The organism is Pseudomonas sp. KBN12P06040 (genome assembly GCF_037574965.1).
GTDB classification, from domain to species: domain Bacteria; phylum Pseudomonadota; class Gammaproteobacteria; order Pseudomonadales; family Pseudomonadaceae; genus Pseudomonas; species Pseudomonas aeruginosa.
Genome location: NZ_JBBELS010000001.1, coordinates 1,575,378 through 1,600,023, shown reverse-complemented (window position 1 = coordinate 1,600,023; position 24,646 = coordinate 1,575,378). Strand labels below are relative to the sequence as shown.

The window sequence follows — 24,646 nt, the reverse complement described above, 5'->3', positions numbered from 1 at the left end:
GCCGCGATCCTCGGCGGTCGCTTTCCCGCATGCGGAAGAGGGGCTGTTCCCGCGCGGACGGGCAAACCGGTAGCGCCCGGGCAACCCTTCGAAATTGAAAAAGCCTGGCGAATCGGGCTGGTCAATAACTGCGCAATCGACTAAGCTATTTTCGAATTCGAACAAAATTACGTTCACTTTCGACTTCAGGGCCTTTCACATGAGTCAAGCGCACACCCCCTCCGCTCCACTCGCCGAAGTCTACGATGTCGCCGTGGTCGGCGGTGGCATCAACGGTGTAGGGATCGCCGCCGACGCAGCCGGGCGCGGCCTGTCCGTGTTCCTTTGCGAACAGCACGACCTGGCCCAGCACACCTCCTCGGCCAGCAGCAAGCTGATCCACGGCGGCCTGCGCTACCTCGAACACTACGAATTCCGCCTGGTCCGCGAAGCCCTGGCCGAGCGCGAGGTCCTGCTGGCCAAGGCGCCGCACATCGTCAAGCCGCTGCGCTTCGTCCTGCCGCACCGTCCGCACCTGCGCCCGGCCTGGATGATCCGCGCCGGCCTGTTCCTCTACGATCACCTCGGCAAGCGCGAGAAGCTGCCCGCCTCGCGCGGCCTGCGCTTCACCGGCAGCAGCCCGCTGAAGGCCGAGATCCGCCGTGGCTTCGAGTACTCCGACTGCGCGGTGGACGATGCGCGCCTAGTGGTGCTCAACGCAATCTCCGCCCGCGAGCACGGCGCCCACGTCCATACCCGCACCCGCTGCGTCAGCGCCCGTCGCAGCAAGGGACTCTGGCACCTGCACCTGGAGCGCAGCGACGGTAGCCTGTATTCGATCCGCGCCCGCGCCCTGGTGAACGCCGCCGGCCCCTGGGTGGCGCGCTTCATCCAGGACGACCTGAAACAGAAGTCGCCCTACGGTATCCGCCTGATCCAGGGCAGCCACATCATCGTGCCGAAGCTGTACGAAGGCGAGCACGCCTACATCCTGCAGAACGAAGACCGCCGCATCGTCTTCGCCATCCCCTATCTGGACCGCTTCACCATGATCGGCACCACCGATCGCGAGTACCAGGGCGACCCGGCCAAGGTGGCGATCAGCGAAGAGGAAACCGCCTACCTGCTGCAAGTGGTGAACGCCCATTTCAAGCAGCAGCTTGCGGCCGCCGACATCCTGCACAGCTTCGCCGGCGTGCGTCCGCTGTGCGACGACGAGTCCGACGAGCCTTCGGCGATCACCCGCGACTACACCCTGTCGCTCTCCGCCGGCAACGGCGAGCCGCCGCTGCTCTCGGTGTTCGGCGGCAAGCTGACCACCTACCGCAAGCTGGCCGAATCGGCGCTGGCGCAGCTCCAGCCGTTCTTCGCCAATCTCGGCCCGGCCTGGACCGCCAAGGCACCGCTGCCGGGCGGCGAGCAGATGCAGAGCGTCGAGGCGCTCACCGAGCAACTGGCCAACCGCTACGCCTGGCTCGACCGCGAACTGGCGCTGCGCTGGGCGCGCACCTACGGCACCCGGGTGTGGCGCCTGCTGGACGGGGTCAATGGCGAAGCCGATCTCGGCGAGCACCTGGGCGGCGGCCTGTATGCCCGCGAAGTGGACTACCTGTGCAAGCACGAGTGGGCCCAGGACGCCGAGGACATCCTCTGGCGCCGCAGCAAGCTCGGCCTGTTCCTCTCGCCGAGCCAGCAGGTGCGCCTCGGCCAGTACCTGCAGAGCGAGCATCCGCATCGCCCGCGGGTGCATGCGGCCTGATCGCCAGCCAGAAACGTCGAGGCCCGCTTTTGCGGGCCTCGTTCGTTATGGAAGGGTACGGGACGATCCGGGCATAATGCGCGACGCCACCAAGCCGGTGGCGCCGCCGCAGTCGAGAATCCCGTGGACCTGATGTTCAAGGCGCTGATCGGCGCCGCCGTGGTCGTGCTCCTCGCCGTCCTGTCGAAGACCCGCAACTACTACATCGCCGGCCTGGTGCCGCTGTTTCCCACCTTCGCCCTGATTGCCCACTACATCGTCGGCAAGGGCCGTTCGCTGGACGACCTGAAGACCACCATCGTCTTCGGCATGTGGTCGATCATCCCCTACTTCGTCTATCTCGCCGCGCTCTACCTGCTGGTCGAGCGCTTCCGCCTGGAGACCTCGCTGGCCCTGGCGGCGCTGGCCTGGCTGGTGGCGGCAAGCGTGCTGGTGGGCCTCTGGGTACGCCTGCACGCCTGAGACCGCGAGCGCGGCTTCAGAGCTGGACGACGCTGGCCTGCCGATGGGCCTTCAGGTAAGGCACCACCGCCGCCAGCAACGGCTCCTTGAAGGCTTCCTGGAAGCGATGGGCGAGACCGGGGATCAGCTTCAGCTCCGAGCCACGGATATGCGCCGCCACGTGCACGCCGTGCATCACCGGCAGCAGCGGATCGGCGGTGCCATGGATCACCAGGGTCGGCACCTGCAGACGGTTCAGCAGCGGCACCCGGCTGGGTTCGGCGAGGATCGCCAGCAATTGCCGCTGCACGCCTTCCGGGTTGAACGCGCGGTCGTAGGAACGTGCGGCCTGCAACAGGAGCTGCTGGCGATCGTCGCGCACTTCCGGACTGCCCAGCGCCGCCAGCAGGTCGGCCTGCTGCTCGACCGCCTGCTCGCGGCTGGCCGCCTCGCGCCGCGCCAGCAGGCGCAGCAGCGACTCGCTGGGTGCCGGCAGGCCTTCGGCGCCGGAGCTGGTCATCACCAGGGTCAGGCTGAGCAGGCGCTGCGGCGCCATGTCGGCGATGTGCTGGGCGATCATCCCGCCCATGCTGGCGCCGAGCACATGGGCCTGGGGGATATCCAGCGCATCGAGCAGATGCAGGGCATCGCCGGCCATGTCGGTGAGGGTATAGGGCGCGCTGACCGGCAGGCCGAGGCGATAACGCACCACTTCGTAGGTCAGCCGCGAGCTGGGCACCGGCACGTTCCAGGCCGACAGGCCGACGTCGCGGTTGTCGTAGCGGATCACCCGGAAGCCTTGCTCGCACAGGGCGCTGACCACCTCGTCCGGCCAGTGGATCAGTTGCCCACCCAGGCCCATCACCAGCAGCAGGGCCGGATCGCTGTCGCGGCCGATGCTCTGGTAGGCCAGGCGCACGTCGCCCAGTTCGACCGTCTCGGTAGGTACGCGTGCGTCGCAACGCGCCGCCGCAAAGGAGGAGAGGCTGCACAACAAGGCGGCCAGGAAGATGAAAGCACGCATGAAGAAAACCCAGAACGCAAAACCCCAGTGGAGCGCGATTCTGATTAAATTTCGTCCAGCGCGCTGCCACAGTAGCGTGACAGTTTGATGAATGCCGCCAGGCGGTCGTGGCGTTGTGGCTCTGCGGCGTTGCGCCGCTGCTCCGGGCCGCCGTCCCGTGTGCCGGGCTATTCTCCCCGTCGCTCCACGATCGCGCGCTCTGCGGGATCGAGGCCATCGCTTGTCGACAGCCCCTGGCGTATGAGACAAACTCAACGAATCCGCACCGCTATCAAGTTTTGCTCATACAGAGGCCGCCATGCTCGAACTTCGCCACCTCAAGACCCTGCACGCGCTGCGCGAAGCCGACAGCCTGGTGGAAGCCGCCGAGCGCCTGCACCTTACCCAGTCGGCGCTGTCGCACCAGTTCAAGGAACTGGAAGAGCGCCTGGGCATGCAGTTGTTCGTGCGCAAGACCAAGCCGGTACGCTTCACCAGCGCCGGGCTGCGCCTGCTGCAACTGGCCGACTCGCTGCTGCCCCAACTGCGCACCGCCGAGCGCGACCTGGCGCGGCTCGCCGGCGGTACCGCCGGACGCCTGCACATGGCCATCGAATGCCACAGTTGCTTCCAGTGGCTGATGCCGACCATCGACCAGTTCCGCGACGCCTGGCCGGAAGTCGAACTGGACCTGGCCTCGGGCTTCTCCTTCGCGCCGCTGCCGGCCCTGGCCCGCGGCGACCTCGACCTGGTGGTGACCGCCGACCCGATCGAGTTGCCCGGCATCACCTACGTGCCACTGTTCACCTACGAAGCGCTGCTGGCGGTGGCCAACCAGCATGCCCTGGCTGGTCGACCGTACGTCGTCCCGGAGGACCTGGAGCGGGAAACCCTGATCACCTATCCGGTGGAACGCGATCGTCTCGACGTCTTCACCCGCTTCCTCGACCCCGCCGATGTGGAGCCGGCGCAGGTGCGCATAGCCGAGCTGACCGTGATGATGATGCAGCTGGTGGCCTCCGGTCGCGGCGTCTGCTGCCTGCCGAACTGGGCCCTGCACGAGTACAGCTCGCGCGGCTACGTGACGGCCCGGCGCCTCGGTGAAAAGGGCCTGTACTGCACGCTCTTCGCCGCCATCCGCACGGACATGTTCGATGCGCCATTCATGCGCGACTTCCTGCTCACCGCCAAGGACACCTCCTTCGCCACCCTCGAAGGGGTCAGCGCCGCCAAGGGCTGAGCGGCTCAGAACAGCGACAGCTCATAGGTCAGGTACAGGCGGTTCTCGTCGATGTCACGGCTGAAGGCCGAACGGTAGGTTGCGTTGCGCCAGACCAGCCCCAGTCCCTTCAGCGGACCGCCCTGCAACACGTAGCGCAGGTCGCTGTCGCGTTCCCACTCGCGACTGCCGTCGGCGCCCTTCGGTTTCGCGCCGTGGCCGCTGAAATAGCGCGTCATCAGGCTCAGGCCGGGCACCCCGAGCGGCGCGAAGTCGCAGTCGTAGCGCAGTTGCCAGGAGGACTCGCCAGCCTCGGCGAAGTCGTTGTACTGGCCGAAATTGACCAAGTACGGATCGGTCCCCTCCAGGTAGGGGAAGCCGTGGTCGCCGCTCATCCGCTGGTAGCCCAGGCCGAAGGCCTGGCCGTTGCGCAGGCGGTAGGTGAGCGACCCGCTGAAGGAACGGTTGTCGATGCGCCCGCCGCGAGCGCCGCCGGTATCCCGGCTGAGCGCCAGGCGCAAGTCGCTCTCCAGGCTATCCGCAGCGACGCCGATGCGCCCCTTGAGACCGAGGAAATGCTGGGCGTAGACCTGCTCCAGTTCGCCATAGTGGTAGCTGCCGGTCCAGTCCGGGGCGATACGGTAGTCCAGGCCGGCCAGGTCGAAACGGTCCGCCTGCGCCGCGCCGGCGAAACGCCGGTTGCGGTTGAACAGCGCCAGGTCGCTGGTGCCCGCCTCGTTGCGCTGGCTGACCTCGGTCAGCCGTCCCAGGTTCAGGCTCAGTCCGCTCAGTTCGCCGGAAGTCAGCAGCGCGCCCTGAAACACCTGGGGGAATAGCCGCCCGTAGTTGGGCTGGATGGTCGGTAGCTTCGGCACCAGGCCGCCGACCTTCAGCTCGCTGCGCGACAGGCGCAGCTTGGCGGTCGCGTCCAGCCGCGCGTAGTCGCCCGCCGCGCTGCCATCGTCGCGAAGCGGAAGCAGACCGGTGCCGCTACGCCCCGCGCCGGAATCGAGCCGGACGCCGAGCTTGCCCAGCAGGTCGAGACCCACGCCGAGGGTGCCCTCGGTATAGCCCGAGCGGTAGTCGAAGAGAAAGCCCTGGGCCCACTCCTCGCTTTTCGCACGCCCCACGCCATCGCGGAAGTCGCGGTTCATGTAGAAGTTGCGCAAGGCCAGGCTGGCCCGCGAGTCTTCGAGGAAGCCCTCGGCCAGGGCGGGAACGCTATCGCCGGCAAGGATCGGCAGCAGGAAAAACGCGCATTTCTTGTTGTTGTTCATACGCACTCCGAACGGGCGCCTGGGCGCCTCTTTTTCTAGGGGGAACGGTGTCTCATCGGCAGCGCTCGATCACCATCGCCACGCCCTGGCCGAGCCCGACGCACAGGCTGACCACCGCGTAGCGCCGCTCGATGCGTTGCAGCCCGCGGGCGGCGGTGAGCACCAGGCGCGCACCGGAGGCGCCGAGCGGATGGCCGAGGGCAATGGCGCCGCCATGGGGATTGACCCGCGGGTCCTCGTAGTCCAGGCCGAGCAACTTCAGGCAGGCCAGGACCTGCGGCGCGAAGGCTTCGTTGATCTCGATCAGGCCGACCTCGTCCAGGTCGATGCCGGCGCGTTGCAGCGCGCGGAGGATCGCCTGCTGCGGGCCGATGCCCATCAACCGGGGCTCCACGCCGACGCTGGCGCTAGCGAGGATCCGCGCCAGCGGCCGGATGCCCTCGCGCTCGCCGATCGCGCGATCGCCCAGCAGCACTACCGCCGCCCCGTCGTTGATCCCCGAGGCATTGCCGGCGGTCACTACCCCGCCGGCGAACAACGCCGGCAAGCGCGCCAGGGCCGCCAGGTCGGCCTGCGGCCGCGGATGCTCGTCGCGCTCCACCAGCCGCGTCTCGCCCTTGCGTCCGGCACGCACCTCCACCGGAAGGATCTCGCCGAGGAAAAAGCCCTCCTCCAGCGCAGCCTGGTAGCGCGCCTGGGAAGAAGCGGCGAAACGGTCGGCGTCCTCGCGGGCGATGCCGAAGGCGCGGGCCACGTTGTCGCCGGTCTCCGGCATGCTGTCGTTGCCATAGCGCTCGACCAGCCTGGGGTTGGCGAAGCGCGCGCCGATGGTGCTGTCGAAGACCTCCAGCGTGCGGCTGAAGGCGCTCTCCGCCTTGGCCATGACGAACGGCGCCCGGGACATGCTTTCGGCGCCGCCGGCCAGGTACAGCCGGCCCTCGCCGCAACTGATCGCGCGCGCCGCGTCGATCACCGCCGACAGTCCGCTGGCACACAAGCGGTTGACCGTCTGCCCGGGCAGCCGCGCCGGCAGGCCGGCTGCGAGCAGCGCGTTGCGCGCCAGGTTGCGGCTGTCTTCGCCAGCCTGGTTGGTGCAACCGAGGATCACATCCTCCAGGTCGTCGACGGCGAACCCGGAGGTTTCCGCGAGACGCGCCAGCAGCAGGCCGGCCAGGTCGTCCGGACGCACCGTCGAGAGTGCACCGGCATGCCGGCCGAAAGGCGTACGCAGGCCGGCGTAGATATAGGCATCGAGCATGGTGTGTTTCTCCGCGAAGGGATCAGGAGGCCAACGGGCTGTCCGGCTGGCGCAGGGAAAGGCCCAGTTGGGCGCGCCGGCGCAGCCAGGGACTGGGGCGATAGCGCGGGTCGCCGCTGAGCGCATGCAGGCGTTCGAGGATGCGCAGCACGCGCCCGGCGCCCAGTCGGTCGCCCCACTCCAGCGGCCCCAGCGGATAGCCGAGACCGAGGCGCACCGCCAGGTCGATGTGCTCCACCGAAGCGATACCCTGCTGGGCGATGTCGCAGGCGAGATTGACGATCGAGGCGAGGGTGCGCTGGACGATGAACCCGGCGCTGTCGCGAATCAGCGTGACGCCCACGCCGTCCCGTGCGAACAGGGTGCGAGCGGCCTGCTGCAGCTCCGCTCGGGTCGCCGGGCAGGCCATCAGGCAGCGGTGTCGCTCCAGGTCCGACAGCACGTCGATGGCCAGGCTGCGCGTCGGATCGACGGCGAACCGCCGCGCTGCGGCGCTGACGTCGGCGCCCAGCGGCGCAAGCAGGCACAACGCCGCCCCGGAAGGACGCTCGCCATTCTCCACCTCGGCGCCCAGACGTTGTAGCAACGTCAGCAATGGCGCGCGGTCATGTTCGTCGTCGACGCCCAGCCACACCGGCGGCAACGCCGCGCCTGGCGCAACCGCCGGGGCGGCGGCGGGCACCTGCCCAGCGCCGTCGTAGCGGTAGAAGCCCTGGCCGCTCTTGCGCCCCAGGCGGCCGGCGGCGAGCATCTGGCGCAGCAAGGGATGCGGACGATAACGCGGCTCCTCGTAGTACTGCCGGTAGATCGACTCCATCACCGGCAGGCTGACGTCCAACCCGACCAGGTCGAACAGCTCGAACGGGCCCATGCGGAAGCCGGCGCCCTCGCGCAGGACTTCGTCGATCGCCGCCACCGGCGCCACGCCCTCGCCGAGGATACGCAGCGCCTCGGTGCCGAAGGCCCGTCCGGCATGGTTGACGATGAAGCCGGGGCTGTCCGTGGCACGCACCGACTGGTGGCCGAAGGTCGCCACCAGGGCGCACAGTCGCTCGGCGATGCCGGTGCGGGTGGCGAGACCGTCGATCACCTCCACCAGACGCATCAGCGGCACCGGATTGAAGAAGTGCAGACCGGCGACCCGGCCGGGATCGCGACAGGCCGAGGCGATCGCGGTAACCGACAGCGAGGAGGTATTGCTGGCGAGGATCGCTTCGTCGCCGACCACCTCTTCCAATTGGCGGAACAACGCCTGCTTGGCCTCCAGGTTCTCGACGATCGCCTCGATCACCAACTGGCAGCCGCCTAGGACCCGCAAGTCCTCGACCACCCGCAGATTGCCCATCGCGCGCTCGACAGCCTCCGCCTCCAGCCGGCCCCGCTCCACCTGCCGGGCAAGGACCGTGGCGATCTGCTCGCGCGCTTGCAGCGCCGCCCCCTGGCGGCTGTCGTAGAGCAGCACCGACAGCCCGGCACAGGCAGCGAGCTGGGCGATGCCCTGACCCATGGCACCGGTACCGACGATACCGATGAGAACGATCGGTGGCTCGCTCATTTTCCCAGGTACTCCGCTGTGCGTTTTTCCAGGAAGGCACGCATGCCCTCCTTCTGGTCGTGGCTGTCGAACAGCAACTGGAAGGCCTTGCGCTCCAGCGCCAGGGCCTGGTCCAGCGGCAGGTCGGCGCCGGCCAGGACCACTTCCTTGATCTGCGCCAGCGCCAGCGGCGGCAGGCCGGCGATCTGGCGAGCCAGTTCGAGGGCGCGATCCAATGCCTGGCCATCCGCCGCCACCTCGCTGACCAACCCTATGGCCAGGGCCTCCGGCGCCCGTACCGTGCAACCGGTAAACAGCATGCGCAGCGCCTGGAACTTGCCCACCGCTCGCACCAGGCGCTGGGTGCCGCCGGCGCCGGGCATCACGCCGACACGAACTTCCGGCTGGGCGAAGCGCGCCGAGGCACCGGCGACGATCAGGTCGCAGTGCATCGCCAACTCGCAGCCTCCGCCCAGGGCATAGCCCTCCACGGCGGCGATCAGCGGCTTGCGGCAGGTGGCGAGCGCCTGCCAGTGGCGCTCCACCCCGCGCTGCTGGATCTCCAGCGCGGACGCCTCCGCCAGTTCGTTGAGATCGGCGCCGGCGGCGAACGCCGTGCCATTTCCGGTGAGGACGATGACCCGGGTATCGGCGCACTCGTCGAGGCGCCGTACGTGCTCCGCCAGAGCCTCGCGCAGGCGCATGTTCAGGGCGTTGAGCACTGCCGGGCGGTTCAGTCGCAACAGGGCCACGCCCTGCTCCGGCCGCTCCAGCAGCACGAGTTCGGGGCTCACCGCCCCAGGGGAGGAATCCATGGCCATCTCCAATTGCTCGGGGATTGAGTTGCACGGCGCAGGCCGTGCCGTGCGGGGTTTCAGACGCGGACGATGCCGCGCCGGACCAGCGCGTCGATCGCCTCGGCGCTCAATCCCAGTTCCGCCAGGACTTCCCGGGTGTCTCCGCCCAGTACCGGCGGCGTGGCGCGGTAGCTGGCCGGGGTGCGCGAAAGCTTCACCGGCGAGGCGATGCCGCGATAGCCCTCGAGTTCGACGACCATCCCGCGATGGCGGGTGTGCGGGTGTTCCACCACCCGATCCACCGTGGCGATCGCTCCGCAGGGCACGCCGAGACGGATCAGCCGCTCGGCCAGCTCGCGGCCGTCGTGGGCCGCCAGGTAGTCCTCCAGAGCGCGCTTCAGCGCCTCGCGGTTGACCGAGCGCTTGCCGTTGTCGGCGAAGCGCGGGTCCCCCGGCAGTTCATCGGCTCCCAGGTACTCGCACAGGCGGGCGAACTGGCGGTCGTTGCCGACGGCGAGGAAGATCGGCTCGGTACCGGTGCGGTAGCTGTCGTAGGGCGCGATGTTCGGATGGGCGTTGCCGCTACGCCGGGGCGTACGTCCGGAAGCGAAGTAGTTCGGCAGGTGCGGGTGCAGCAGGGAAATACCGCAGTCGTACAGGGCGATGTCCACCGACTGCCCGCGCCCGCTGACCTGGCGCTCGTGGAGGGCGAGGAGGATGCCGGCCATGGCGTTCAGCCCGGTGACCATGTCGACGATCGGCAGGCCGATGCGCAACGCGTCGCCGCCGGCCTCGCCGTTCACGCTCATCAGTCCGGCCATCGCCTGGATCGCCGCGTCGTAGCCGGGCAGGCCGCCGAGCGGGCCGTCGGCGCCGAAGCCCGATACCGCGCAGTGGACCAGCCGCGGGAAGCGCTGGCGAAGCACCTCCTCGTAGCCGATCCCCCAGCGCGCCAGGGTGCCGGGCTTGAAGTTCTCCAGCAGTACGTCAGCGTCCTCCAGCAAGCGCAGCAGCAGCTCGATGCCCTCCGCCGTCGCCAGGTCGACGGCGATGCCCTTCTTGTTGCGGTTCACGCCCTTGAAGTAGGACGCCGTGTCGCCCTCGAAGGGCGGCCCCCAGCCACGGGTCTCGTCGCCGCCGAGGGGTTCCAGCTTGATCACCTCGGCGCCGTGGTCGGCCAGCGCCTGGGAGCAGTAGGGTCCGCCGAGGACCCGGCTGAGATCGATGATTTTCAGGCCACGCAGGGCGCCCGTCTGATTGGTCATGGCGACTCTCTGGTTGTTGTGAGCGGGAATGCGGGCAGTCAGGCCGGCAGCAATTGCATGGCTTCGGCCTGGCTCAGCGGCACCTCGCCGACCACCCTGGCCAGCAGTTCGGCCTGGTCGGTCCAGCCCTCCAGGTGCAGCGGGTCGCGCGGCAGCAGCTTGTGCCGGGCGACCAGGAAGGCCAGGGCCAGGCGGCGCTGGTCGGGTGCCTGGCGGCTGGCTTCCCAGGCCATGAAGATCGCCGTGCACAGGTGGTAGAGGGCGCTGCCGGCCTGGCGCACCTGCTCATCCTGGCGGCGCTCGGCGACGTCGGCCATGGTCGCGACCACTCGCACCAGCAGTTCGTCGAAGAGGTCGCGGGCGTCCCCTGGCAGATCGCTGTCATCCAGCAGCCGGCGCAGGTGGCGCTGCAAGGGTTCGAGCGCCTGTTCGCGGCTCACCGCACGGGCGACGTCCAGCGCCACGATGTTGCTGGTACCCTCCCAGATCGACCCCAGGTGGGCGTCGCGCACCAGGCGCGGGTCGCTCCACTCCTCGATGTAGCCGACCCCGCCGCGCACCTCCATGGCGTCGCCGGTGACCCGTCGCGCATCGCGGCAGGCGCGGAACTTGATCAGCGGAGTGAGGATCCGCACGCATTTCTGCGCCTCGACCTCGCCGCCATCGGCGCGCGGCAGCAGCGTGGCGATCTGCATGAACATCGAGCGCGCCTGTTCGGTGGGCAGCATCATCTTCAGCAACTGCTTCTGCATCAGCGGCATGTCGATCAGGTGCTTGCCGAAGGCGCGCCGATGGCGGGCGACGAACAGCGCCTCGCTCAGCGCCCGGCGCATCAGCCCGGCGGCGCGCACGCCGTTGGACAGGCGCGACATGTTGACCATGTCGGCCATCTGCTGGAAGCCGCGGCCGATCTCGCCGATCAGGTAGGCGCTGGCGCCTTCCAGGCGGACTTCGCCGCTGGCCATGGAGCGGCTGCCCAGCTTGTCCTTCAGGCGGACGATGCGATAGGCGTTGCGCGTGCCGTCCTCGCGGACCTTCGGCAACAGGAACAGGGTCACGCCCTTCATTCCTTCCGCCGCGCCTTCGGGCCGGGCCAGGACCATCGCCAGGTCGGCGTCCGGGTTGGAGCAGAACCACTTGTCGCCGTAGAGCTTCCACTCGCCGCCCTGCTCCCGCGCCACGGTACGGGTCCGCGCCACGTCGGAGCCGGCGGCCTGCTCGGTCATGAACATGGCGCCCTGGAACAGCTCGTCGAAATCCCGCGAGGCGAGGGACGGCAGGTAGCGCTCGACCAGTTCCGGCGCGCCGAACCTGCGCAGGGTACGGGTCAGCGAGTCGGTCATGCTGACCGGGCAGCAAAGGCCGAACTCGGCCTGTACGAACAGGTGGGTGAGCGCATACTTCACCAGCGGCGGCGGGCCGTCCGGGCGATGGCTCATGGAAGCCAGGCCGAGTTCGGCATAGGCCACCCGTTCGAGGGCGACGTAGTCCGGATGCTTGCGAATGCTCTGCAAATCCTCGCCGCGTCGGGTGCGCGGCGCCAGCACCGGCGGGTTCTTGTCCGCCGCCAGCGCCAGCACGTCCAGCTCGCCGCCGGCACGGGCGCCGAGCCGTTCGAGGAGCGGCCGCCATTCGGCGAGCAACGCCGGCGGCAGGTATACCTCCAGCAGCCGCTCCAGGGCCGGATCGCAGGTGTAGAGATTCAGCCCACGGCTGTCGGGGATGTTCAGCGTATCTTCGCGAAGTACTTCGGGCATGGCGGTCATGGCGCGGCTCCTGCTTGTCTTGCGCCGAGACTAGGCGAGTGGTTCGATAAGTATCCAATACAAAAAAAATCATCGACGATAAGAAAAACAGATCGTAGAGCCAGGTGCCTGCCATGGATCTCAGACAGCTTCGCTACTTCATCGCGGTCGCCGAGGAACTGCATTTCGGTCGCGCCGCGGCTCGCCTGTTCATCTCCCAGCCGGCGCTGAGCTTCGACATCAAGAAGCTGGAGGAACAGCTCGGAACCCAATTGCTGCTACGCAATAACAAGTCGGTGAAGCTCACCGGCGCCGGCCAGGTCCTGCTGGTGGAGGCGCGCAACCTGCTGCTGCAGGCAGAGAAGGTGAAACGCCTGACCCAGCTATCCGCCGAGGGCGACGTCGGCCAACTGCGCGTCGGCTTCGTCAATTCCATGCTCTACCGCGGCCTGCCCAGGGCCATGTCCCGCTTCGAACGGGAGCACCCGAACATGGAGGTGGTGCTCGGCGAAATGAACAGCGCGGAGCAGGCCCAGGCGTTGCAGCGCGGGCAGATCGACCTGGGCTTCGTGCACTGGGGCAGGCTGCCGGCGGAAATCGTCTCCGAACCCTTGATCAGCGACCCGTTCCTCTGCTGCCTGCCCGCCGGGCACCGCCTGGCTGGCCAGGCGCGTCTGGACCTCGCCGAACTGCGCGACGAAGACTTCATCCTCTTCCCGCGCCATGTCTCCCCGCACTACCACGACCTGATCATCGCCCGCTGCGTGGACGCCGGCTTCAGCCCGCGCATCCGCCACGAGGCGCGCCTGTGGCAGACCGTCGCCGCCATGGTCGGTCTCGGCATGGGCGTCGCGCTGATCCCGGAGACCCTCTGCCTGGCCTGGCGGAACGAGGTGCGCTACCTGGAGATCGAGCCGGCCGGCGCGCGTTCGGAGATCCACGCGATCCTTCCGGCCAGCGAACCTTCCCGGGCGGCGCAGGCGTTCCTGGCGACGCTGAAGAGCGGCCTGGACGACGCCTGAGCGAGGGCTGACGGAAAACGTCGATATGGAATCCCTTATCGAGCCATAAGATTAAAAGACTATTGATTTGCGGGGGTGCCACCTAGACTCCGAGGCACCCGGGTCAACACCGACGCACGCTCTCCATCCACGGAAACCAGCGTTTCCGCCCCGCCTTTCAGCGAAGGGCGGTAGGGAGCGGCGTGTCGGCGAGAACAACAATAAACAGGACTCGACCCATGCCGCGCACGCCCTCTCCCGAAGACGCCGACCTGCACAAGAAAGCCCGCAGGGCCGGTATCGCCTCCTTCATCGGCACCACCATCGAGTGGTACGACTTCTACATCTACGGCCTGGCCGCCGCCCTGGTGTTCGGCAAGGTATTCTTCCCCGCCGACATGGATCCGGGCCTGGCCACCCTGCTGTCCTTCGTCACCCTCTGGTCGGGTTTCATCGCCCGCCCGCTGGGCGGGATCATCTTCGGCCATCTCGGCGACCGCATCGGCCGCAAGACCACCCTGGTGATCACCCTGATCATGATGGGCATCGCCACGACCTGCATCGGCCTGTTGCCGGTCTATACGCAGATCGGCATCTGGGCACCGATCTCCCTGGTGGCGCTGCGTATCGTCCAGGGCATCGCGGTCGGCGGCGAGTGGGGCGGCGCGATCCTGATCGCCAGCGAAAGCGCGCCCAAGGGCAAGGGCATCCTGTACGCCGCCTTCGCCCAGCAGGGCTCGCCCACCGGCAACCTGCTGGCGACCCTGGCGTTCTTCGCCCTCAGCGCCCTGCCCGCCTCGGACTTCATTCTCTGGGGCTGGCGCGCGCCGTTCCTGCTCTCTGCGGTGCTGGTCATCGTCGGCATGGTGATCCGCCTGAAGCTGGAGGAGTCGGAAGACATGAAGCGCGTGCTGGCGCAGAAGCGCACGGTGAAGCTGCCGCTCGCCGAGGTGCTGGGCAAGCACTGGAAGATCGTCCTGCTCGGCGCCGGCGTGCTGCCGATCATCCACGTCACCTACTTCAAGAGCACCTTCGCCCTCTCCTGGGCGACCAAGACCCTCGGCTACAGCCAGGGCACCTTCCTCAGCATCATCGTGGTCGCGCTGGTGGTGCAGTTCCTCAGCCAGCCGCTGGGGGCGCTGCTCACTTCGCGCATCGACATGCGCAAGGCGGCATGCCTGATGGTGCTGCCGGAGTTCATCCTGATGCCGGCGATGTTCTTCGCCGTGGAAACCAAGGTCTACTGGATCGCCGCGGTCGGCATGTGCCTGGCCACGGTGCCGCACGCGATGTTCTACGGCGCGGTGGGCGGTATCCTCGCCCGAGCCTTCCCGGCGCGGGTGCGCTACACCGGCCTGTCGCTGGCCTACCAGCTCTGCTCGCTGCTGGTCGGCGGCGGTACGCCGGTACTGGCCCAGTGGATTCTCAACAGTACCGGCAGCATCGTCGGCGTGGCCCTGGCCTCAGCCTGCTACGCGCTGGTCTCGCTGGCCTGTACCCTGGCCCTGTTGCGGATCACCGGATTCCACGCCAGCGACCTGTCGACCGCCGAGCGCGCCGACGCCGAGGACTTGCAGCGGCCCGCAGCGGTCGAGCGGGAACCGGTGTTGCGCGCCCCCGCCCGGCTTCTGGGCGGCGATCCCGGCTAGCCGGCAGCGCCCATGCGCCGCTCGTGCTCCAGCAACCAGCGCTTGCGCCACAGGCCACCGCCATAGCCGGTCAGGGAACCGTCCGAACCGATGACGCGGTGGCAGGGAATCACGATGGCGATCTGGTTGGCTCCGTTGGCGCGGGCCACGGCGCGCACCGACGACGGCGAGCCGATGGACCTGGCCAGCCCGGCGTAGCTCTGCGTGCTGCCGCACGGTACCTCGCGCAGCGCCTGCCAGACCGTGCGGGTGAAGGCCGAGGCGTTCAGCGCCAAGGGGGTCTGGAAGCGCACTGGAGTACCGCCGAAGTAGTCGGCGAGTTCCGCCTCGATCCTGTCGATGGAGGCGAAACGGCCGAAACCGATGCTCGATCCGCTGCTCTTCTGCAGGCGTTTCAGCTCCCCGCTCAACGCCGGGCGGTCAAAGAACTCCAGCAGGTGCAGGGCCTGCGCATCGGCCACCGCGAGCATGGCGCCGAGCGGGGTCTGCAGCCAGTCCGCCTTGAGCAGCTCGCGCCCGCGCAACTGCGACGGCGGCTCGCCCAGCAGGCGCGCGAAGGCGCTACGGAAGCCGCTGTCGGAGTCGAAGCTGGCATCCAGTTGCGCGTCGATTACCCGCGCGCCCGAGGACAGCCGCTCGGCGACCTGGCCAAGACGGCGCAGGCGAGCCATTTCCAGAAAGGTCACGCCGAACTCGCGCTTGAAGGCACGGCGCACGGTGGACGGGTCATAGCCCAGCGCCGCCAGGTCGTCTTCGAACCAGCGCCGCTGCGGTTGCCGACCGAGGCGCTGGAGCAGGTCGCTGACCAGCGGCCCCTGCGTGCCGAGCCGCTCCAGCGGCCGGCAACGCAGGCAGGGTCGGAAGCCGGCCTCGACGCAGCCCTTGATCGAATCGAAGAACAGGGTGTTCTCGCGCTTCGGCTTGCGCGCCGGGCAGGTCAGGCGGCAGAACACCCCGGTGCTCTTCACCCCGACGAAGGCGAAGCCATCGTAGGCGGGGTCGCGCGCCAACAGCGCGGCATACAGGGTGTCGTCATCGGGAAGGGGAAGGAACAACGCTGCGTCGGACATGGCCGGCTCCGGAACCAGGGAGGCGATGGATAGCCACTCTAGGCCAGGAGCCTGCGCCTTGCCGCCGCGAAACGGGCGTCGATTCTTTCTCAGCCCTCCTCGAAACGCATCTCCGGCGGCTGCTCGCGGAAACCGTGGGTGATCGCCGCCAGGTACACCGCGCCCAGCGCCAGCCAGCAGAGGCCGAGGATGATCGCCAGATGGTCGAGGCTGGCCATCAGCCACAGGTCGGCGACCAGGCCGATGCCAGGGAATACCAGGAACAACAGGGTTTCCCGTGGGCCGCGGCGCTCGGCGCCAAGGTAGTAGTGGAAGACCACCGACAGGTTGACCAGGCTGAAGGCGAGGAAGGCGCCGAAGTTGATGAACGAGGTGGAGGTGGTCACGTCCATCTGCAGCGCCAGCAGGGCCACCACGCCGCACAGGACGATGCTGTTCACCGGCGTCTCGAAGCGCTTGCCGAGACGCCCGAAGAACGGCCGCGGAAGGACGCCGTCGCGGCCCATGGCGAAGAGCAGGCGCGAGGCGCTGGCCTGGGCCGAGAGGCCGGAGGTGAACTGGCCGACGATCAGGCCGACCAGGAAGAAGGTCACGAACAGGTCGCCACCGATGTTGCGGGCGATCTCGTAGGCCGCCGAGTCCGCGCTATCGAAGGCGAACGACGGGTGCGCCAGTTGCACGAAGTACGAGGTGACGATGAAGATCAACCCGCCCAGCAGGGTGATCAGCAGGATCGCCCGCGGGATGTTGCGCCGCGGGTCGCGGGTTTCCTCGGTCAGGGTACTGACCGCGTCGAAACCGAGGAACGAGTAGCAGGCGATCGCCGCACCGCTCATCACCAGCGGCACCTGCAGGTCGCCACCGAGCAACGGTTGCAGTGACCATAGCGGCTTGCCCGGGTCGCCCAGCACGTAGTGCACGCAGAGTGCGACGAAGGCGCCGAGGACCAGGAACTGCACCAGCATCAGCAGGCCATTGACGTTCTTCGCCAGGCGCAGGCCGACGATGTTGATCGTCGTGGTCACGCCGATGAACGCCAGCACCCAGACCGCGTTGGGTACCGCGGGAAAGGCCGAGTGCAGGTAGGCGGCGCCGATCAGCCAGATCGCCATCGGCAGGAACAGGTAGTCGAGCAGCACCGCCCAGCCGGCGATGAAGCCAAGCCGGGAATCGATGGCCTTGCGCACGTAGGTATAGGCCGAGCCGGCCACCGGGAAGGCCGCGGCCATGCGCCCGTAGCTGAGGGCGGTGAAGAGCATCGCCAGGGAAGCGGCGATGTAGGCGGCGGGGACGTGTCCCTGGGTGGTCTCGGCGAGGATGCCGAAAGTCCCGAGGACGATGATGGGGGTCATGTAGGCGATGCCGAACAGCACCACGGAACCCAGCGACAGGGTGCGCTTGAGTCTGGCCATTACTGCTTACTCCGGAATTATCGTTTGTTATGGCAGTGGCCCGCAGCCGGCCGGGCCGCGGGACGCAGGGGCCTCCCCTCACCCGGGAGACCGGCGGACGCTTGGGCGCCCATCGTTGTGCTACGGCTTTCCGGGCCGATCCTCGCCCGCTCGCTGGCGGACGGAGGACGACGCGACGCTCCTGTCGCGCCGCGGTGAATCAGGGAATCAGCAGTTCGCGCAGGCCGTCCGGGTGCTCGCGGCGCTCGCCGGGCAGGACCAGGCGACGCTCTTCGAGGTAACGGTAATCCCGACGCGCATCCTGCAACCGGCCGAGGTCCAGTTCGACGATCTGCCGGCATTCTTCGCGCCCGGCCTCGCAGAGCAACTGGCCGTAGGGATCGACCACCGCGCTACCGCCGGCGAAGACCAGCCCACCGTCGCCATGCCCGACGCGGTTGACCATCACCGCGTAGGCCTGGTTTTCCATGGCGCGGGCCATGATCGCGGTGCGATGGGTGGGGCCATAGGGGTCCATGTTGCCATTGGTCACGATGATCAGTTCCGCACCCAGTTGGCCGAGGGCCCGCGCGCTTTCCGGGAACTCGATGTCGAAGCACACCAGCAGGCCCACCCGGATGCCGTTCCACAGGGCGGTGGCGTAGCGGTCGCCAGGCGTGAAGATGCCGCGGTCGGAGGCCCACAGGTGGGTCTTGCGGTATTTCAGGGCGATGCCGTCGGGAGCGATCAGCAGGGTGGTGTTGTAGTAGCGGCCGGCGTCCGCCTCGGCGATGCCGATCGCCACCGAAACGTTACGTTCACGGGCGACGCGCTGCACCGCGCTGACCGTCGGGCCGTCGAGCGGCTCGGCGAGGGCGGCGATGTTGTCTTCGCTGGGGAAGCCGGTCAGGTGGGTTTCCGGGAACACCACCAGTTCGGTGTCCGCCGCACAGTCGGCGATGGCCGCCAGGGCGCGTTCCAGGTTGTGCGCGGTGTCGCCATCGCGACCGGCGATCTGGACGAGTTCGACTTTCATCGGAATTCCTTGTTGTTCTCGGCGCTGTTCGGCACGCGCGCTGTTCGTATGCAGGGGTCGGCACAGTATGCTTGGCGTTCCCCGCGCCGATAATTACGTCCGAGGGTTAACCCAACAGGGGTAGAAGATGAGTTTCACCTTGCAGGACATCGCCTGGCACCGCTCCGTCGGGCAACTGGTCGAGGCGCTGGATGCGCCGGACTTCTGGATTCGCCTGGTACGCCTGCTCGAACAGTACGTTCCGTTCGACAGCTGGGTGGCCCTGCTGTTCAGCCAGGGCCGGCCACAGGTGTTCGCCGAATGCCCGGGCGCCGACGGCGGGCCGGACCCGCTGTTCCAGGACTACCTGCGAGGCCTCTACCTGCTCGACCCGTTCTACATCGCCAGCCGCGAGAACCCGTGCAGCGGCCTGTTCCGTCTGGCCGACGTGGCACCGGAATGCTTCGAGCAGACCGATTACTACCAGCGTTACTTCCGCCTCAACGTGGTGGCCGATGAAATCCAGATCAACGTCCAGCTCTCCGGCGAACGCACCCTCTGCCTGTCGCTCGGCTCGCGGCGCCGCTTCACCCCCGAGCAACTCGCCGTGCTCGGTCTGGTGCGGCCCTGGGTGGCCGGGCTGATGCGCCAGCGCCTGGCCTTCGAGGACGAAGTGTTGAACAGCCCCGCGGCGCCGGAGCCGGGCTGGCAGGGTTCGCTGGAGAAGGTCGCGGAGCAGATGGGCACGCCGCTGACGGCTCGCGAACTGGAGGTCGGCAGGCTGATGCTCAGCGGCTGCTCAAGCAAGGAGATCGCCCGCAAGCTGGCGATCTCGGCGGAAACCGTGAAGGTCCACCGCAAGCACATGTACGGCAAGCTCGGCATCAAGTCGCAGTCCGAGCTGTTCGGCCTGTTCCTCCAGGCCCAGGGCTGACGGGACGGGCGACCGTCCCGTCGCCGCTCAGCGGCGCTTGATCTTCGGCTTCGGCCGGCCCTGCACGCACTTGAAGCGCGGATTCGACTTGCAGATCACGTAGAGCCGGCCACGGCGCTTCACCACCTGGCAATCGCGATGGCGCAGCTTGGCCTGTTTCAGCGAGGCGAGGACTTTCATCAGGCCCCCTTGCCGCCGACGAAGCCGGCGAAACGCTTGTTGAACCCGGCCACGCGGCCTTCGCTCTTGGTCTTGCGCTGTTCGCCGGTGTAGACCGGGTGCGAGGCGCTGGAAACGTCCAGCGTCACGTAGGGATAGGTCTTGCCGTCGGTATGGGTATGGGTCTTGTCGGTCTCCGCGGTGGAGCCGATCAGGAAGTACACGTCGGCCGAGGTGTCATGGAACAGGACGGGACGGTATTCGGGATGGATGCCGGGTTTCATGGGGATGCCTCCTACATAATGTTATATAGTTACATATTACTCCGATAAGAATAATTCGCAACTCCGGAAAGAGTTCCCGGCGACCATTCGGCTGCTCGACCATCCAGACACAATTATTAGCTTGCTTTCTATCCCCGTTTGTTTCCCATAATCAGCGCTTGGTTAGCGCGGGGGGAACCCGTCGTAGACGCCTCGAAGAAGGTGACTACCATTTTGAACCGAAGCCTGAAGATTGGAGACATGATGAATCTGTCGCTACTCAGTCGCTATGCGTTTTTCGCCTGTATCGCCCTGTTCACCTTGCTCAGCCTGCCGTTCCTCGGCAGCACCGAATGGCTCTGGCCGTTCACCCTCCTGGGCGTGGCCCTGAGCCTGCTCGGCCTGTTCGACCTGATCCAGACGCCCCACGCGGTGCGCCGCAACTATCCGATCCTGGGCAACATCCGCTATCTGGTGGAAGGCATCCGCCCGGAGATCCGCCAGTACCTGCTGGAAGCCGACGGCGACGCCCTGCCCTTCTCCCGCGCCCAGCGCTCGCTGGTCTACTCGCGGGCGAAGAACGAAAGCTCGGAGAAGCCCTTCGGCACCCTGATCGACGTGTACACCGCAGGCTACGAATTCATCAGCCACTCGATGCGTCCGGCGCCGCTCAGCGATCCCTGCGAGTTCCGCGTCGACATCGGCGGGCCACAATGCAGCAAGCCGTACTCCGCTTCGCTGTTCAACGTCTCGGCGATGAGTTTCGGCGCCCTCAGCGCCAACGCCATTCGCTCGCTGAACCGTGGCGCGCAGATGGGCAACTTCTACCACGACACCGGCGAGGGCAGCATCAGCCCCTATCACCGCGAGAACGGCGGCGACCTGGTCTGGGAACTGGGCAGCGGCTACTTCGGGTGCCGCACCCGCGATGGCAAGTTCGACCCTGAGCGCTTCGCCGCCCAGGCCCTCGACCCGCAGGTGAAGATGATCGAGATCAAGCTCAGCCAGGGCGCCAAGCCGGGACACGGCGGTATCCTGCCCAAGCACAAGGTCACCCCCGAGATCGCCGCCACCCGTGGCGTGCCGATGGGTGAGGATTGCGTTTCGCCGTCGCGCCACAGCGCCTTCTCCACGCCGATCGAGCTGATGCAGTTCATCGCCCAGCTGCGCGAACTGTCCGGCGGCAAGCCGGTCGGCTTCAAGTTCTGCCTGGGCCATCCATGGGAGTTCATGGGCATCGCCAAGGCCATGCTGGAGACCGGCATCCTCCCCGACTTCATCGTCGTCGACGGCAAGGAAGGCGGCACCGGCGCGGCGCCGCTGGAGTTCACCGACCATATCGGCGTGCCGCTGCGCGAAGGCCTGCTGTTCGTCCACAACACCCTGGTCGGCCTCAACCTGCGCGACAAGATCAAGGTCGGCGCCAGCGGCAAGATCGTCAGCGCCTTCGATATCGCCAGCGTCCTGGCCACCGGCGCGGATTGGGCCAACTCGGCGCGCGGCTTCATGTTCGCCATCGGCTGCATCCAGTCGCAGAGCTGCCATACCAACAAGTGCCCGACCGGCGTCGCCACCCAGGACCCGCTGCGCCAGCGCGCGCTGGTGGTGCCGGACAAGGCCGAGCGGGTGCGCAACTTCCATCGCAACACCCTCAAGGGCCTGGCCGAGATGCTCGCCGCGGCGGGCCTGGAACATCCCTCGCAGCTCGAAGCCAAGCACCTGGTGCGACGCATCACCGACACCGAGATCCGCCTGTTCTCGCAGCTGCACTACTTCCTCAAGCCGGGCGAACTGCTTTCCGGCAAGATCGAGGGCGAGTTCTACGAGCGCATGTGGAACATGGCGCGGGCCGACAGCTTCGACGCGGCGGCCTGAGCCGCCGCCCTCGCACGCAAGAAAAAGCCGGAGGCATCGCTGCCTCCGGCTTTTTCATGTCCGCGTAGATCAGCCCAGCAGGATGGTCGCCCAGGTCACGGTGATCACGGTGAGGGCCACGAACTGCGCGGCGCTGCCCATGTCCTTGGCATTCTTCGACAGAGGGTGGCGTTCCAGCGAGACGCGGTCGACGGTGGCCTCGATCGCCGAGTTGAGCAGTTCGACGATCAGCGCCAGCAGGCACACCGCGATCATCAGCGCGCGTTCGCCGCGACTGACGTCGAGGAGGAAGGCCACCGGGATCAGCACCACGTTGAGCAGCACCAGTTGGCGGAAGGCGGCTTCACCGCGGAAGGCGGCGAGGAAACCTGCGAGGGAATAGCCGGTGGCATTGAGGATACGCTTGAGGCCGGTCTGGCCTTTGAAGGGGGAAGGCGACACGTCGGGTTCTCATCGATTCGGAAGGCCGGCAGTCTAGCCGCCGGCTGGTCAAAAAAGCGTTAAGCCGTCTCTCAATGAGAAGCGGGAACCGTCTCCATTTGTTGCAGCAGCAGCGCGGCCTGGGTCCGGGTGCGCACGTTGAGCTTGCGGAAGATCGCCGTGACGTGGGCCTTCACCGTCGCCTCGGAAACGTTCAGGTCGTAGGCGATCTGCTTGTTCAGCAACCCTTCGCAGACCATGGTCAGTACCCTGAACTGTTGCGGGGTGAGGCTGGCGAGCCCGGCGCTGGCGGCCTTGGCCTCCTCGCTGAGGGCTTCGGCGGCGGCATCCTGCGGCGGCCACCAGGTGTCCCCGTCGAGCACCGCGCGCACCGCCTGCTGCAGGGTTTCCAGCGGACTGGACTTGGGTATGAAGCCGCTGGCGCCGAACTCGCGGGAGCGCTGCACCACCGCGGCCTCCTCCTGTGCCGAGATCATCACCACCGGCACCTGCGGGTATTGCCCGCGCAACAGCACCAGGCCGGAGAAGCCATAGGCCCCCGGCATGTTGAGGTCCAGCAGGACCAGATCCCAATCGGCCTTCTCGTTCAGCCGCGCTTCCAGTTCGGCGATGCTGGCGGCTTCCACCAGGCGCACGTCGGGGCCCAGCCCGAGGGTGAGGGCCTGGTGCAAAGCGCTGCGAAACAGGGGGTGATCGTCGGCGATCAGGATCTCGTAAGAAGCCATGACATGTCCTAGTTTGTTCGGCCCAGCCGAGGCGGCGCTCAGGATGCCGACCGAGGGCGGACCGGTCAAGCCGAATGAGGGATACCTCGTACACCGCGTTCGTCTTTTCAAACCCCCCGGCTTGCTGGCAGAGTGGCGGACCCTCCCCGCCCCGTCGAGCGAGCCATGCGAAGCCAAGCCCTGCGTGCCGATGTCCTGATGCTGATCACCGCCATGATCTGGGGGGTGTCGTTCGTCGCCCAGCGCCTGGGGATGGACGCCATCGGGCCGTTCCTCTATACCGGCCTGCGCTTCGTCCTCGGTGCCCTGGTGCTGGTGCCACTGCTGATGCTGCGCTCGCGACGCGACGGCGCGCAACCCTTCAATCGCGGACAGTTGCTCGCCGGTGTGATCCTCGGCGTCGCCCTGACCACCGGGATCAATCTGCAGCAGGTCGGCCTGCTGTTCACCAGCGTGACCAACTCCGGCTTCATCACCGGGCTCTACGTGATCGTCGTGCCGTTGCTCGGCCTGCTGTTCGGCCAGCGCACCGGCGCGGGCACCTGGCTGGGGGCGTCGCTGGCGGTGCTCGGCATGGCCCTGCTGAGCATCGGCCCGGGCTTCCAGGTCGCCTCCGGCGACTGGCTGCAACTGGCCGGCGCGGTGGTCTGGGGCGCGCACGTCCTGCTGGTAGGCCTGTTCGCCAGCCGCTACGACCCGATCCGCCTGGCCTTCCTGCAGTTCGCCACCTGCGCGGCGGTCAGCCTGCTGCTGGCACTGGTCTTCGAGGAAATCCACTGGGACGCCATCGTCCAGGCCGGTCCCGCCCTGCTATACGGCGGCCTGCTCGGCGTCGGCACCGGCTTCACCCTGCAGGTGGTGGCGCAGAAGCACGCCATCGCTTCCCATGCGGCGATCATCCTGTCCCTGGAAGCGGTGTTCGCCGCCATCGCCGGCGCCCTGTTCCTCGCCGAGACCCTGCACCTGCGCGGCTATTTCGGTTGCGCGCTGATGCTGGCGGGCATGCTGGTGGCGCAGTTGTGGCCGCGCAAGCTCGCCGCCGAAGCGCGCCCGGCCTGACGCTCAGCCACGGAACGGCGCCAGGGCACGGTGCGCCGGGCTGGCCTCGTCCAGCGGAATGTGCCGCTTGGCGCCCAGGTAGCGCTCGCTGAACACCTCCAGGTAGGCGCCGAGCGCCTCGCCCGCAGCCTCGTCGCCAGCCAGCTCCAGGCACAGCGCCGCCACTTCGGCGGTGCACAGGTGCTCGCCACGGGTCGAGCGACGCAGGCGATAGCGCGAGAGCTGCTCGGGCAGCAGGCTGAGCACCGGGAACGGCTCCAGGTAAGGACTCTTGCGGAACATCTTGCGCGCCTCGGTCCAGGTCGCGTCGAGCAGGATGAACAGCGGTCGCTTGCCTTCCGCCAGCGGGGCGACCTCGTTCACCACCCGCTCCGCCGCCACGTATTCGCCGGGGAACACCAGGTATGGCTGCCACTGCGGGTCGGCCAGCAACTCCAGCAAGCGCGGGTCGACCTCGGTGCGCGACCAGCCGAAGGCGAAGGTGTCGGCCACGGTATCGGCGATCAGCCAGCCGGTGTTGGTCGGTTTCAGCGCCTCGATGTCGTGCATGACCAGGCACATGCCGGCGCGCGCCTCGACCCGCGGCCGCCAGGCGCACATGCAATAGCTGGGCAGCAGCCGACAGCTTTCGCAGCGCAGCATGCGCGAACCGCGCGCGACGAAGGGTTTCAGGCTGCGCGCCAGGCGCTCCTGGCGCAAGCGGGAAACGGCATGGCTCATCGGGCAGGCTCCCGATACGGAAAGGACGGGCGAAGGAACATCGAAGACTCGAGGAAACGGGCTGGAA

The 24,646-nt window shown here is 67.7% G+C and carries 23 protein-coding genes; 8 read left to right on the top strand and 15 right to left on the bottom strand.

Annotated elements, in window-relative coordinates:
* Window positions 1-199 precede the first annotated feature (199 nt).
* Together glpD and VQ067_RS07570 are read left to right on the top strand one after the other, a co-directional pair.
* Complete coding sequence (gene glpD / locus VQ067_RS07575; protein WP_003109717.1) at window positions 200-1,738, top strand: glycerol-3-phosphate dehydrogenase; 1,539 nt, start codon at window positions 200-202, stop codon at window positions 1,736-1,738.
* Window positions 1,739-1,870: 132 nt separating this feature from the next.
* Window positions 1,871-2,200, top strand: a complete 330-nt coding sequence (locus tag VQ067_RS07570; protein WP_003119370.1) for a GlpM family protein — start codon at window positions 1,871-1,873, stop codon at window positions 2,198-2,200.
* Between the two features lie 16 nt (window positions 2,201-2,216).
* Here the strand turns inward: VQ067_RS07570 and VQ067_RS07565 are convergent, their stop codons facing one another.
* Complete coding sequence (locus tag VQ067_RS07565; protein WP_003098462.1) at window positions 2,217-3,203, bottom strand: alpha/beta fold hydrolase; 987 nt, start codon at window positions 3,201-3,203, stop codon at window positions 2,217-2,219.
* A 298-nt stretch (window positions 3,204-3,501) separates the two neighbouring features.
* Between VQ067_RS07565 and metR the strand changes: the two genes are divergently transcribed.
* Entirely contained in the window at window positions 3,502-4,422 is a 921-nt protein-coding gene (gene metR, locus VQ067_RS07560; protein ID WP_003109716.1) for a transcriptional regulator MetR, read from the top strand.
* A 5-nt stretch (window positions 4,423-4,427) separates the two neighbouring features.
* Here the strand turns inward: metR and VQ067_RS07555 are convergent, their stop codons facing one another.
* Genes VQ067_RS07555 through VQ067_RS07530 form a run of 6 tightly spaced genes read right to left on the bottom strand, consistent with a single transcriptional unit; the run spans window position 4,428 to window position 12,298 of the window.
* A complete protein-coding gene (locus VQ067_RS07555) occupies window positions 4,428-5,678 on the bottom strand; it encodes an OprD family porin (RefSeq protein ID WP_033991088.1) in 1,251 nt (416 codons plus the stop codon).
* A gap of 52 nt (window positions 5,679-5,730) precedes the next feature.
* Window positions 5,731-6,936 carry a 3-oxoadipyl-CoA thiolase gene (locus VQ067_RS07550; RefSeq protein ID WP_003109714.1) on the bottom strand — a complete coding sequence of 402 codons (1,206 nt, stop codon included), beginning with the start codon at window positions 6,934-6,936 and terminating at the stop codon, window positions 5,731-5,733.
* A 22-nt stretch (window positions 6,937-6,958) separates the two neighbouring features.
* A complete protein-coding gene (locus VQ067_RS07545; RefSeq protein ID WP_033991084.1) occupies window positions 6,959-8,491 on the bottom strand; it encodes a 3-hydroxyacyl-CoA dehydrogenase in 1,533 nt (510 codons plus the stop codon).
* The gene (locus VQ067_RS07540; RefSeq protein ID WP_021265152.1) at window positions 8,488-9,285 is read right to left on the bottom strand and encodes an enoyl-CoA hydratase; all 798 of its coding nucleotides are present in this window, start codon (window positions 9,283-9,285) and stop codon (window positions 8,488-8,490) included. Before VQ067_RS07540 ends, VQ067_RS07545 begins: the two co-directional genes overlap by 4 nt.
* Before the next feature lie 59 nt (window positions 9,286-9,344).
* Window positions 9,345-10,532, bottom strand: coding sequence for a CaiB/BaiF CoA transferase family protein (locus VQ067_RS07535; protein WP_023099305.1), 1,188 nt, complete (start codon window positions 10,530-10,532; stop codon window positions 9,345-9,347).
* 38 nt (window positions 10,533-10,570) lie between these two features.
* Window positions 10,571-12,298: an acyl-CoA dehydrogenase family protein gene (locus tag VQ067_RS07530; protein ID WP_024928432.1), complete on the bottom strand. Its 1,728-nt coding sequence runs from the start codon at window positions 12,296-12,298 to the stop codon at window positions 10,571-10,573.
* Window positions 12,299-12,411: 113 nt separating this feature from the next.
* On the opposite strand from VQ067_RS07530, the gene VQ067_RS07525 reads away from it, so the two are divergent.
* Complete coding sequence (locus VQ067_RS07525) at window positions 12,412-13,299, top strand: LysR substrate-binding domain-containing protein (protein ID WP_003092195.1); 888 nt, start codon at window positions 12,412-12,414, stop codon at window positions 13,297-13,299.
* A 218-nt stretch (window positions 13,300-13,517) separates the two neighbouring features.
* A complete protein-coding gene (locus tag VQ067_RS07520; protein WP_003098472.1) occupies window positions 13,518-14,927 on the top strand; it encodes an MFS transporter in 1,410 nt (469 codons plus the stop codon).
* Here VQ067_RS07520 and VQ067_RS07515 read toward each other — a convergent pair.
* The 3 genes from VQ067_RS07515 to VQ067_RS07505 all read right to left on the bottom strand — a co-directional run bounded on the left by VQ067_RS07515 (window position 14,924) and on the right by VQ067_RS07505 (window position 18,424).
* Window positions 14,924-15,997: a bifunctional transcriptional activator/DNA repair enzyme AdaA gene (locus VQ067_RS07515; protein WP_003119362.1), complete on the bottom strand. Its 1,074-nt coding sequence runs from the start codon at window positions 15,995-15,997 to the stop codon at window positions 14,924-14,926. The genes VQ067_RS07520 and VQ067_RS07515 overlap by 4 nt on opposite strands.
* 89 nt (window positions 15,998-16,086) lie before the next feature.
* Window positions 16,087-17,409, bottom strand: coding sequence for an APC family permease (locus VQ067_RS07510; RefSeq protein WP_003138044.1), 1,323 nt, complete (start codon window positions 17,407-17,409; stop codon window positions 16,087-16,089).
* Window positions 17,410-17,608: 199 nt separating this feature from the next.
* On the bottom strand, window positions 17,609-18,424 hold the full coding sequence (locus VQ067_RS07505; RefSeq protein ID WP_003092205.1) for a carbon-nitrogen hydrolase family protein: 816 nt from the start codon (window positions 18,422-18,424) through the stop codon (window positions 17,609-17,611).
* A gap of 127 nt (window positions 18,425-18,551) precedes the next feature.
* Here VQ067_RS07505 and VQ067_RS07500 point away from each other — a divergent pair, with 127 nt between their 5' ends.
* On the top strand, window positions 18,552-19,337 hold the full coding sequence (locus VQ067_RS07500) for a helix-turn-helix transcriptional regulator (protein ID WP_003092207.1): 786 nt from the start codon (window positions 18,552-18,554) through the stop codon (window positions 19,335-19,337).
* A gap of 27 nt (window positions 19,338-19,364) precedes the next feature.
* On the opposite strand, the gene ykgO is transcribed toward VQ067_RS07500, so the two are convergent.
* Together ykgO and VQ067_RS07490 are read right to left on the bottom strand one after the other, a co-directional pair.
* The gene (gene ykgO, locus VQ067_RS07495; RefSeq protein ID WP_003092209.1) at window positions 19,365-19,517 is read right to left on the bottom strand and encodes a type B 50S ribosomal protein L36; all 153 of its coding nucleotides are present in this window, start codon (window positions 19,515-19,517) and stop codon (window positions 19,365-19,367) included.
* Entirely contained in the window at window positions 19,517-19,780 is a 264-nt protein-coding gene (locus VQ067_RS07490; RefSeq protein ID WP_003092213.1) for a type B 50S ribosomal protein L31, read from the bottom strand. Before VQ067_RS07490 ends, ykgO begins: the two co-directional genes overlap by 1 nt.
* Window positions 19,781-20,023: 243 nt before the next feature.
* Between VQ067_RS07490 and VQ067_RS07485 the strand changes: the two genes are divergently transcribed.
* The gene (locus tag VQ067_RS07485; RefSeq protein ID WP_003092223.1) at window positions 20,024-21,634 is read left to right on the top strand and encodes an FMN-binding glutamate synthase family protein; all 1,611 of its coding nucleotides are present in this window, start codon (window positions 20,024-20,026) and stop codon (window positions 21,632-21,634) included.
* A gap of 69 nt (window positions 21,635-21,703) precedes the next feature.
* On the opposite strand, the gene VQ067_RS07480 is transcribed toward VQ067_RS07485, so the two are convergent.
* Both VQ067_RS07480 and erdR read right to left on the bottom strand, forming a co-directional pair.
* Window positions 21,704-22,075 carry a diacylglycerol kinase gene (locus tag VQ067_RS07480; protein ID WP_003092226.1) on the bottom strand — a complete coding sequence of 124 codons (372 nt, stop codon included), beginning with the start codon at window positions 22,073-22,075 and terminating at the stop codon, window positions 21,704-21,706.
* 71 nt (window positions 22,076-22,146) lie between these two features.
* A complete protein-coding gene (gene erdR, locus VQ067_RS07475; protein ID WP_003092229.1) occupies window positions 22,147-22,800 on the bottom strand; it encodes a response regulator transcription factor ErdR in 654 nt (217 codons plus the stop codon).
* Between the two features lie 132 nt (window positions 22,801-22,932).
* On the opposite strand from erdR, the gene VQ067_RS07470 reads away from it, so the two are divergent.
* Window positions 22,933-23,859, top strand: coding sequence for a DMT family transporter (locus tag VQ067_RS07470; protein WP_003119360.1), 927 nt, complete (start codon window positions 22,933-22,935; stop codon window positions 23,857-23,859).
* 3 nt (window positions 23,860-23,862) lie between these two features.
* Here VQ067_RS07470 and VQ067_RS07465 read toward each other — a convergent pair whose 3' ends face one another.
* Entirely contained in the window at window positions 23,863-24,579 is a 717-nt protein-coding gene (locus VQ067_RS07465) for a tRNA-uridine aminocarboxypropyltransferase (RefSeq protein ID WP_003092235.1), read from the bottom strand.
* Between the last annotated feature and the right edge of the window lie 67 nt (window positions 24,580-24,646).

Bases quoted from the DNA above. Each gene is read 5' to 3' on its own strand.
- VQ067_RS07535 (WP_023099305.1), bottom strand. From the start codon at position 10,532: ATGACCAATCAGACGGGCGCCCTGCGTGGCCTGAAAATCATCGATCTC.
- ykgO (WP_003092209.1), bottom strand. From the start codon at position 19,517: ATGAAAGTCCTCGCCTCGCTGAAACAGGCCAAGCTGCGCCATCGCGAT.
- VQ067_RS07505 (WP_003092205.1), bottom strand. From the start codon at position 18,424: ATGAAAGTCGAACTCGTCCAGATCGCCGGTCGCGATGGCGACACCGCG.
- VQ067_RS07465 (WP_003092235.1), bottom strand. From the start codon at position 24,579: ATGAGCCATGCCGTTTCCCGCTTGCGCCAGGAGCGCCTGGCGCGCAGC.
- VQ067_RS07485 (WP_003092223.1), top strand. From the start codon at position 20,024: ATGAATCTGTCGCTACTCAGTCGCTATGCGTTTTTCGCCTGTATCGCC.
- VQ067_RS07550 (WP_003109714.1), bottom strand. From the start codon at position 6,936: ATGCTCGATGCCTATATCTACGCCGGCCTGCGTACGCCTTTCGGCCGG.
- VQ067_RS07490 (WP_003092213.1), bottom strand. From the start codon at position 19,780: ATGAAACCCGGCATCCATCCCGAATACCGTCCCGTCCTGTTCCATGAC.
- VQ067_RS07525 (WP_003092195.1), top strand. From the start codon at position 12,412: ATGGATCTCAGACAGCTTCGCTACTTCATCGCGGTCGCCGAGGAACTG.
- VQ067_RS07520 (WP_003098472.1), top strand. From the start codon at position 13,518: ATGCCGCGCACGCCCTCTCCCGAAGACGCCGACCTGCACAAGAAAGCC.
- VQ067_RS07510 (WP_003138044.1), bottom strand. From the start codon at position 17,409: ATGGCCAGACTCAAGCGCACCCTGTCGCTGGGTTCCGTGGTGCTGTTC.
- VQ067_RS07500 (WP_003092207.1), top strand. From the start codon at position 18,552: ATGAGTTTCACCTTGCAGGACATCGCCTGGCACCGCTCCGTCGGGCAA.
- VQ067_RS07555 (WP_033991088.1), bottom strand. From the start codon at position 5,678: ATGAACAACAACAAGAAATGCGCGTTTTTCCTGCTGCCGATCCTTGCC.
- VQ067_RS07565 (WP_003098462.1), bottom strand. From the start codon at position 3,203: ATGCGTGCTTTCATCTTCCTGGCCGCCTTGTTGTGCAGCCTCTCCTCC.
- VQ067_RS07515 (WP_003119362.1), bottom strand. From the start codon at position 15,997: ATGTCCGACGCAGCGTTGTTCCTTCCCCTTCCCGATGACGACACCCTG.
- VQ067_RS07545 (WP_033991084.1), bottom strand. From the start codon at position 8,491: ATGAGCGAGCCACCGATCGTTCTCATCGGTATCGTCGGTACCGGTGCC.
- VQ067_RS07570 (WP_003119370.1), top strand. From the start codon at position 1,871: ATGTTCAAGGCGCTGATCGGCGCCGCCGTGGTCGTGCTCCTCGCCGTC.
- VQ067_RS07530 (WP_024928432.1), bottom strand. From the start codon at position 12,298: ATGACCGCCATGCCCGAAGTACTTCGCGAAGATACGCTGAACATCCCC.
- erdR (WP_003092229.1), bottom strand. From the start codon at position 22,800: ATGGCTTCTTACGAGATCCTGATCGCCGACGATCACCCCCTGTTTCGC.
- VQ067_RS07540 (WP_021265152.1), bottom strand. From the start codon at position 9,285: ATGGATTCCTCCCCTGGGGCGGTGAGCCCCGAACTCGTGCTGCTGGAG.
- glpD (WP_003109717.1), top strand. From the start codon at position 200: ATGAGTCAAGCGCACACCCCCTCCGCTCCACTCGCCGAAGTCTACGAT.
- metR (WP_003109716.1), top strand. From the start codon at position 3,502: ATGCTCGAACTTCGCCACCTCAAGACCCTGCACGCGCTGCGCGAAGCC.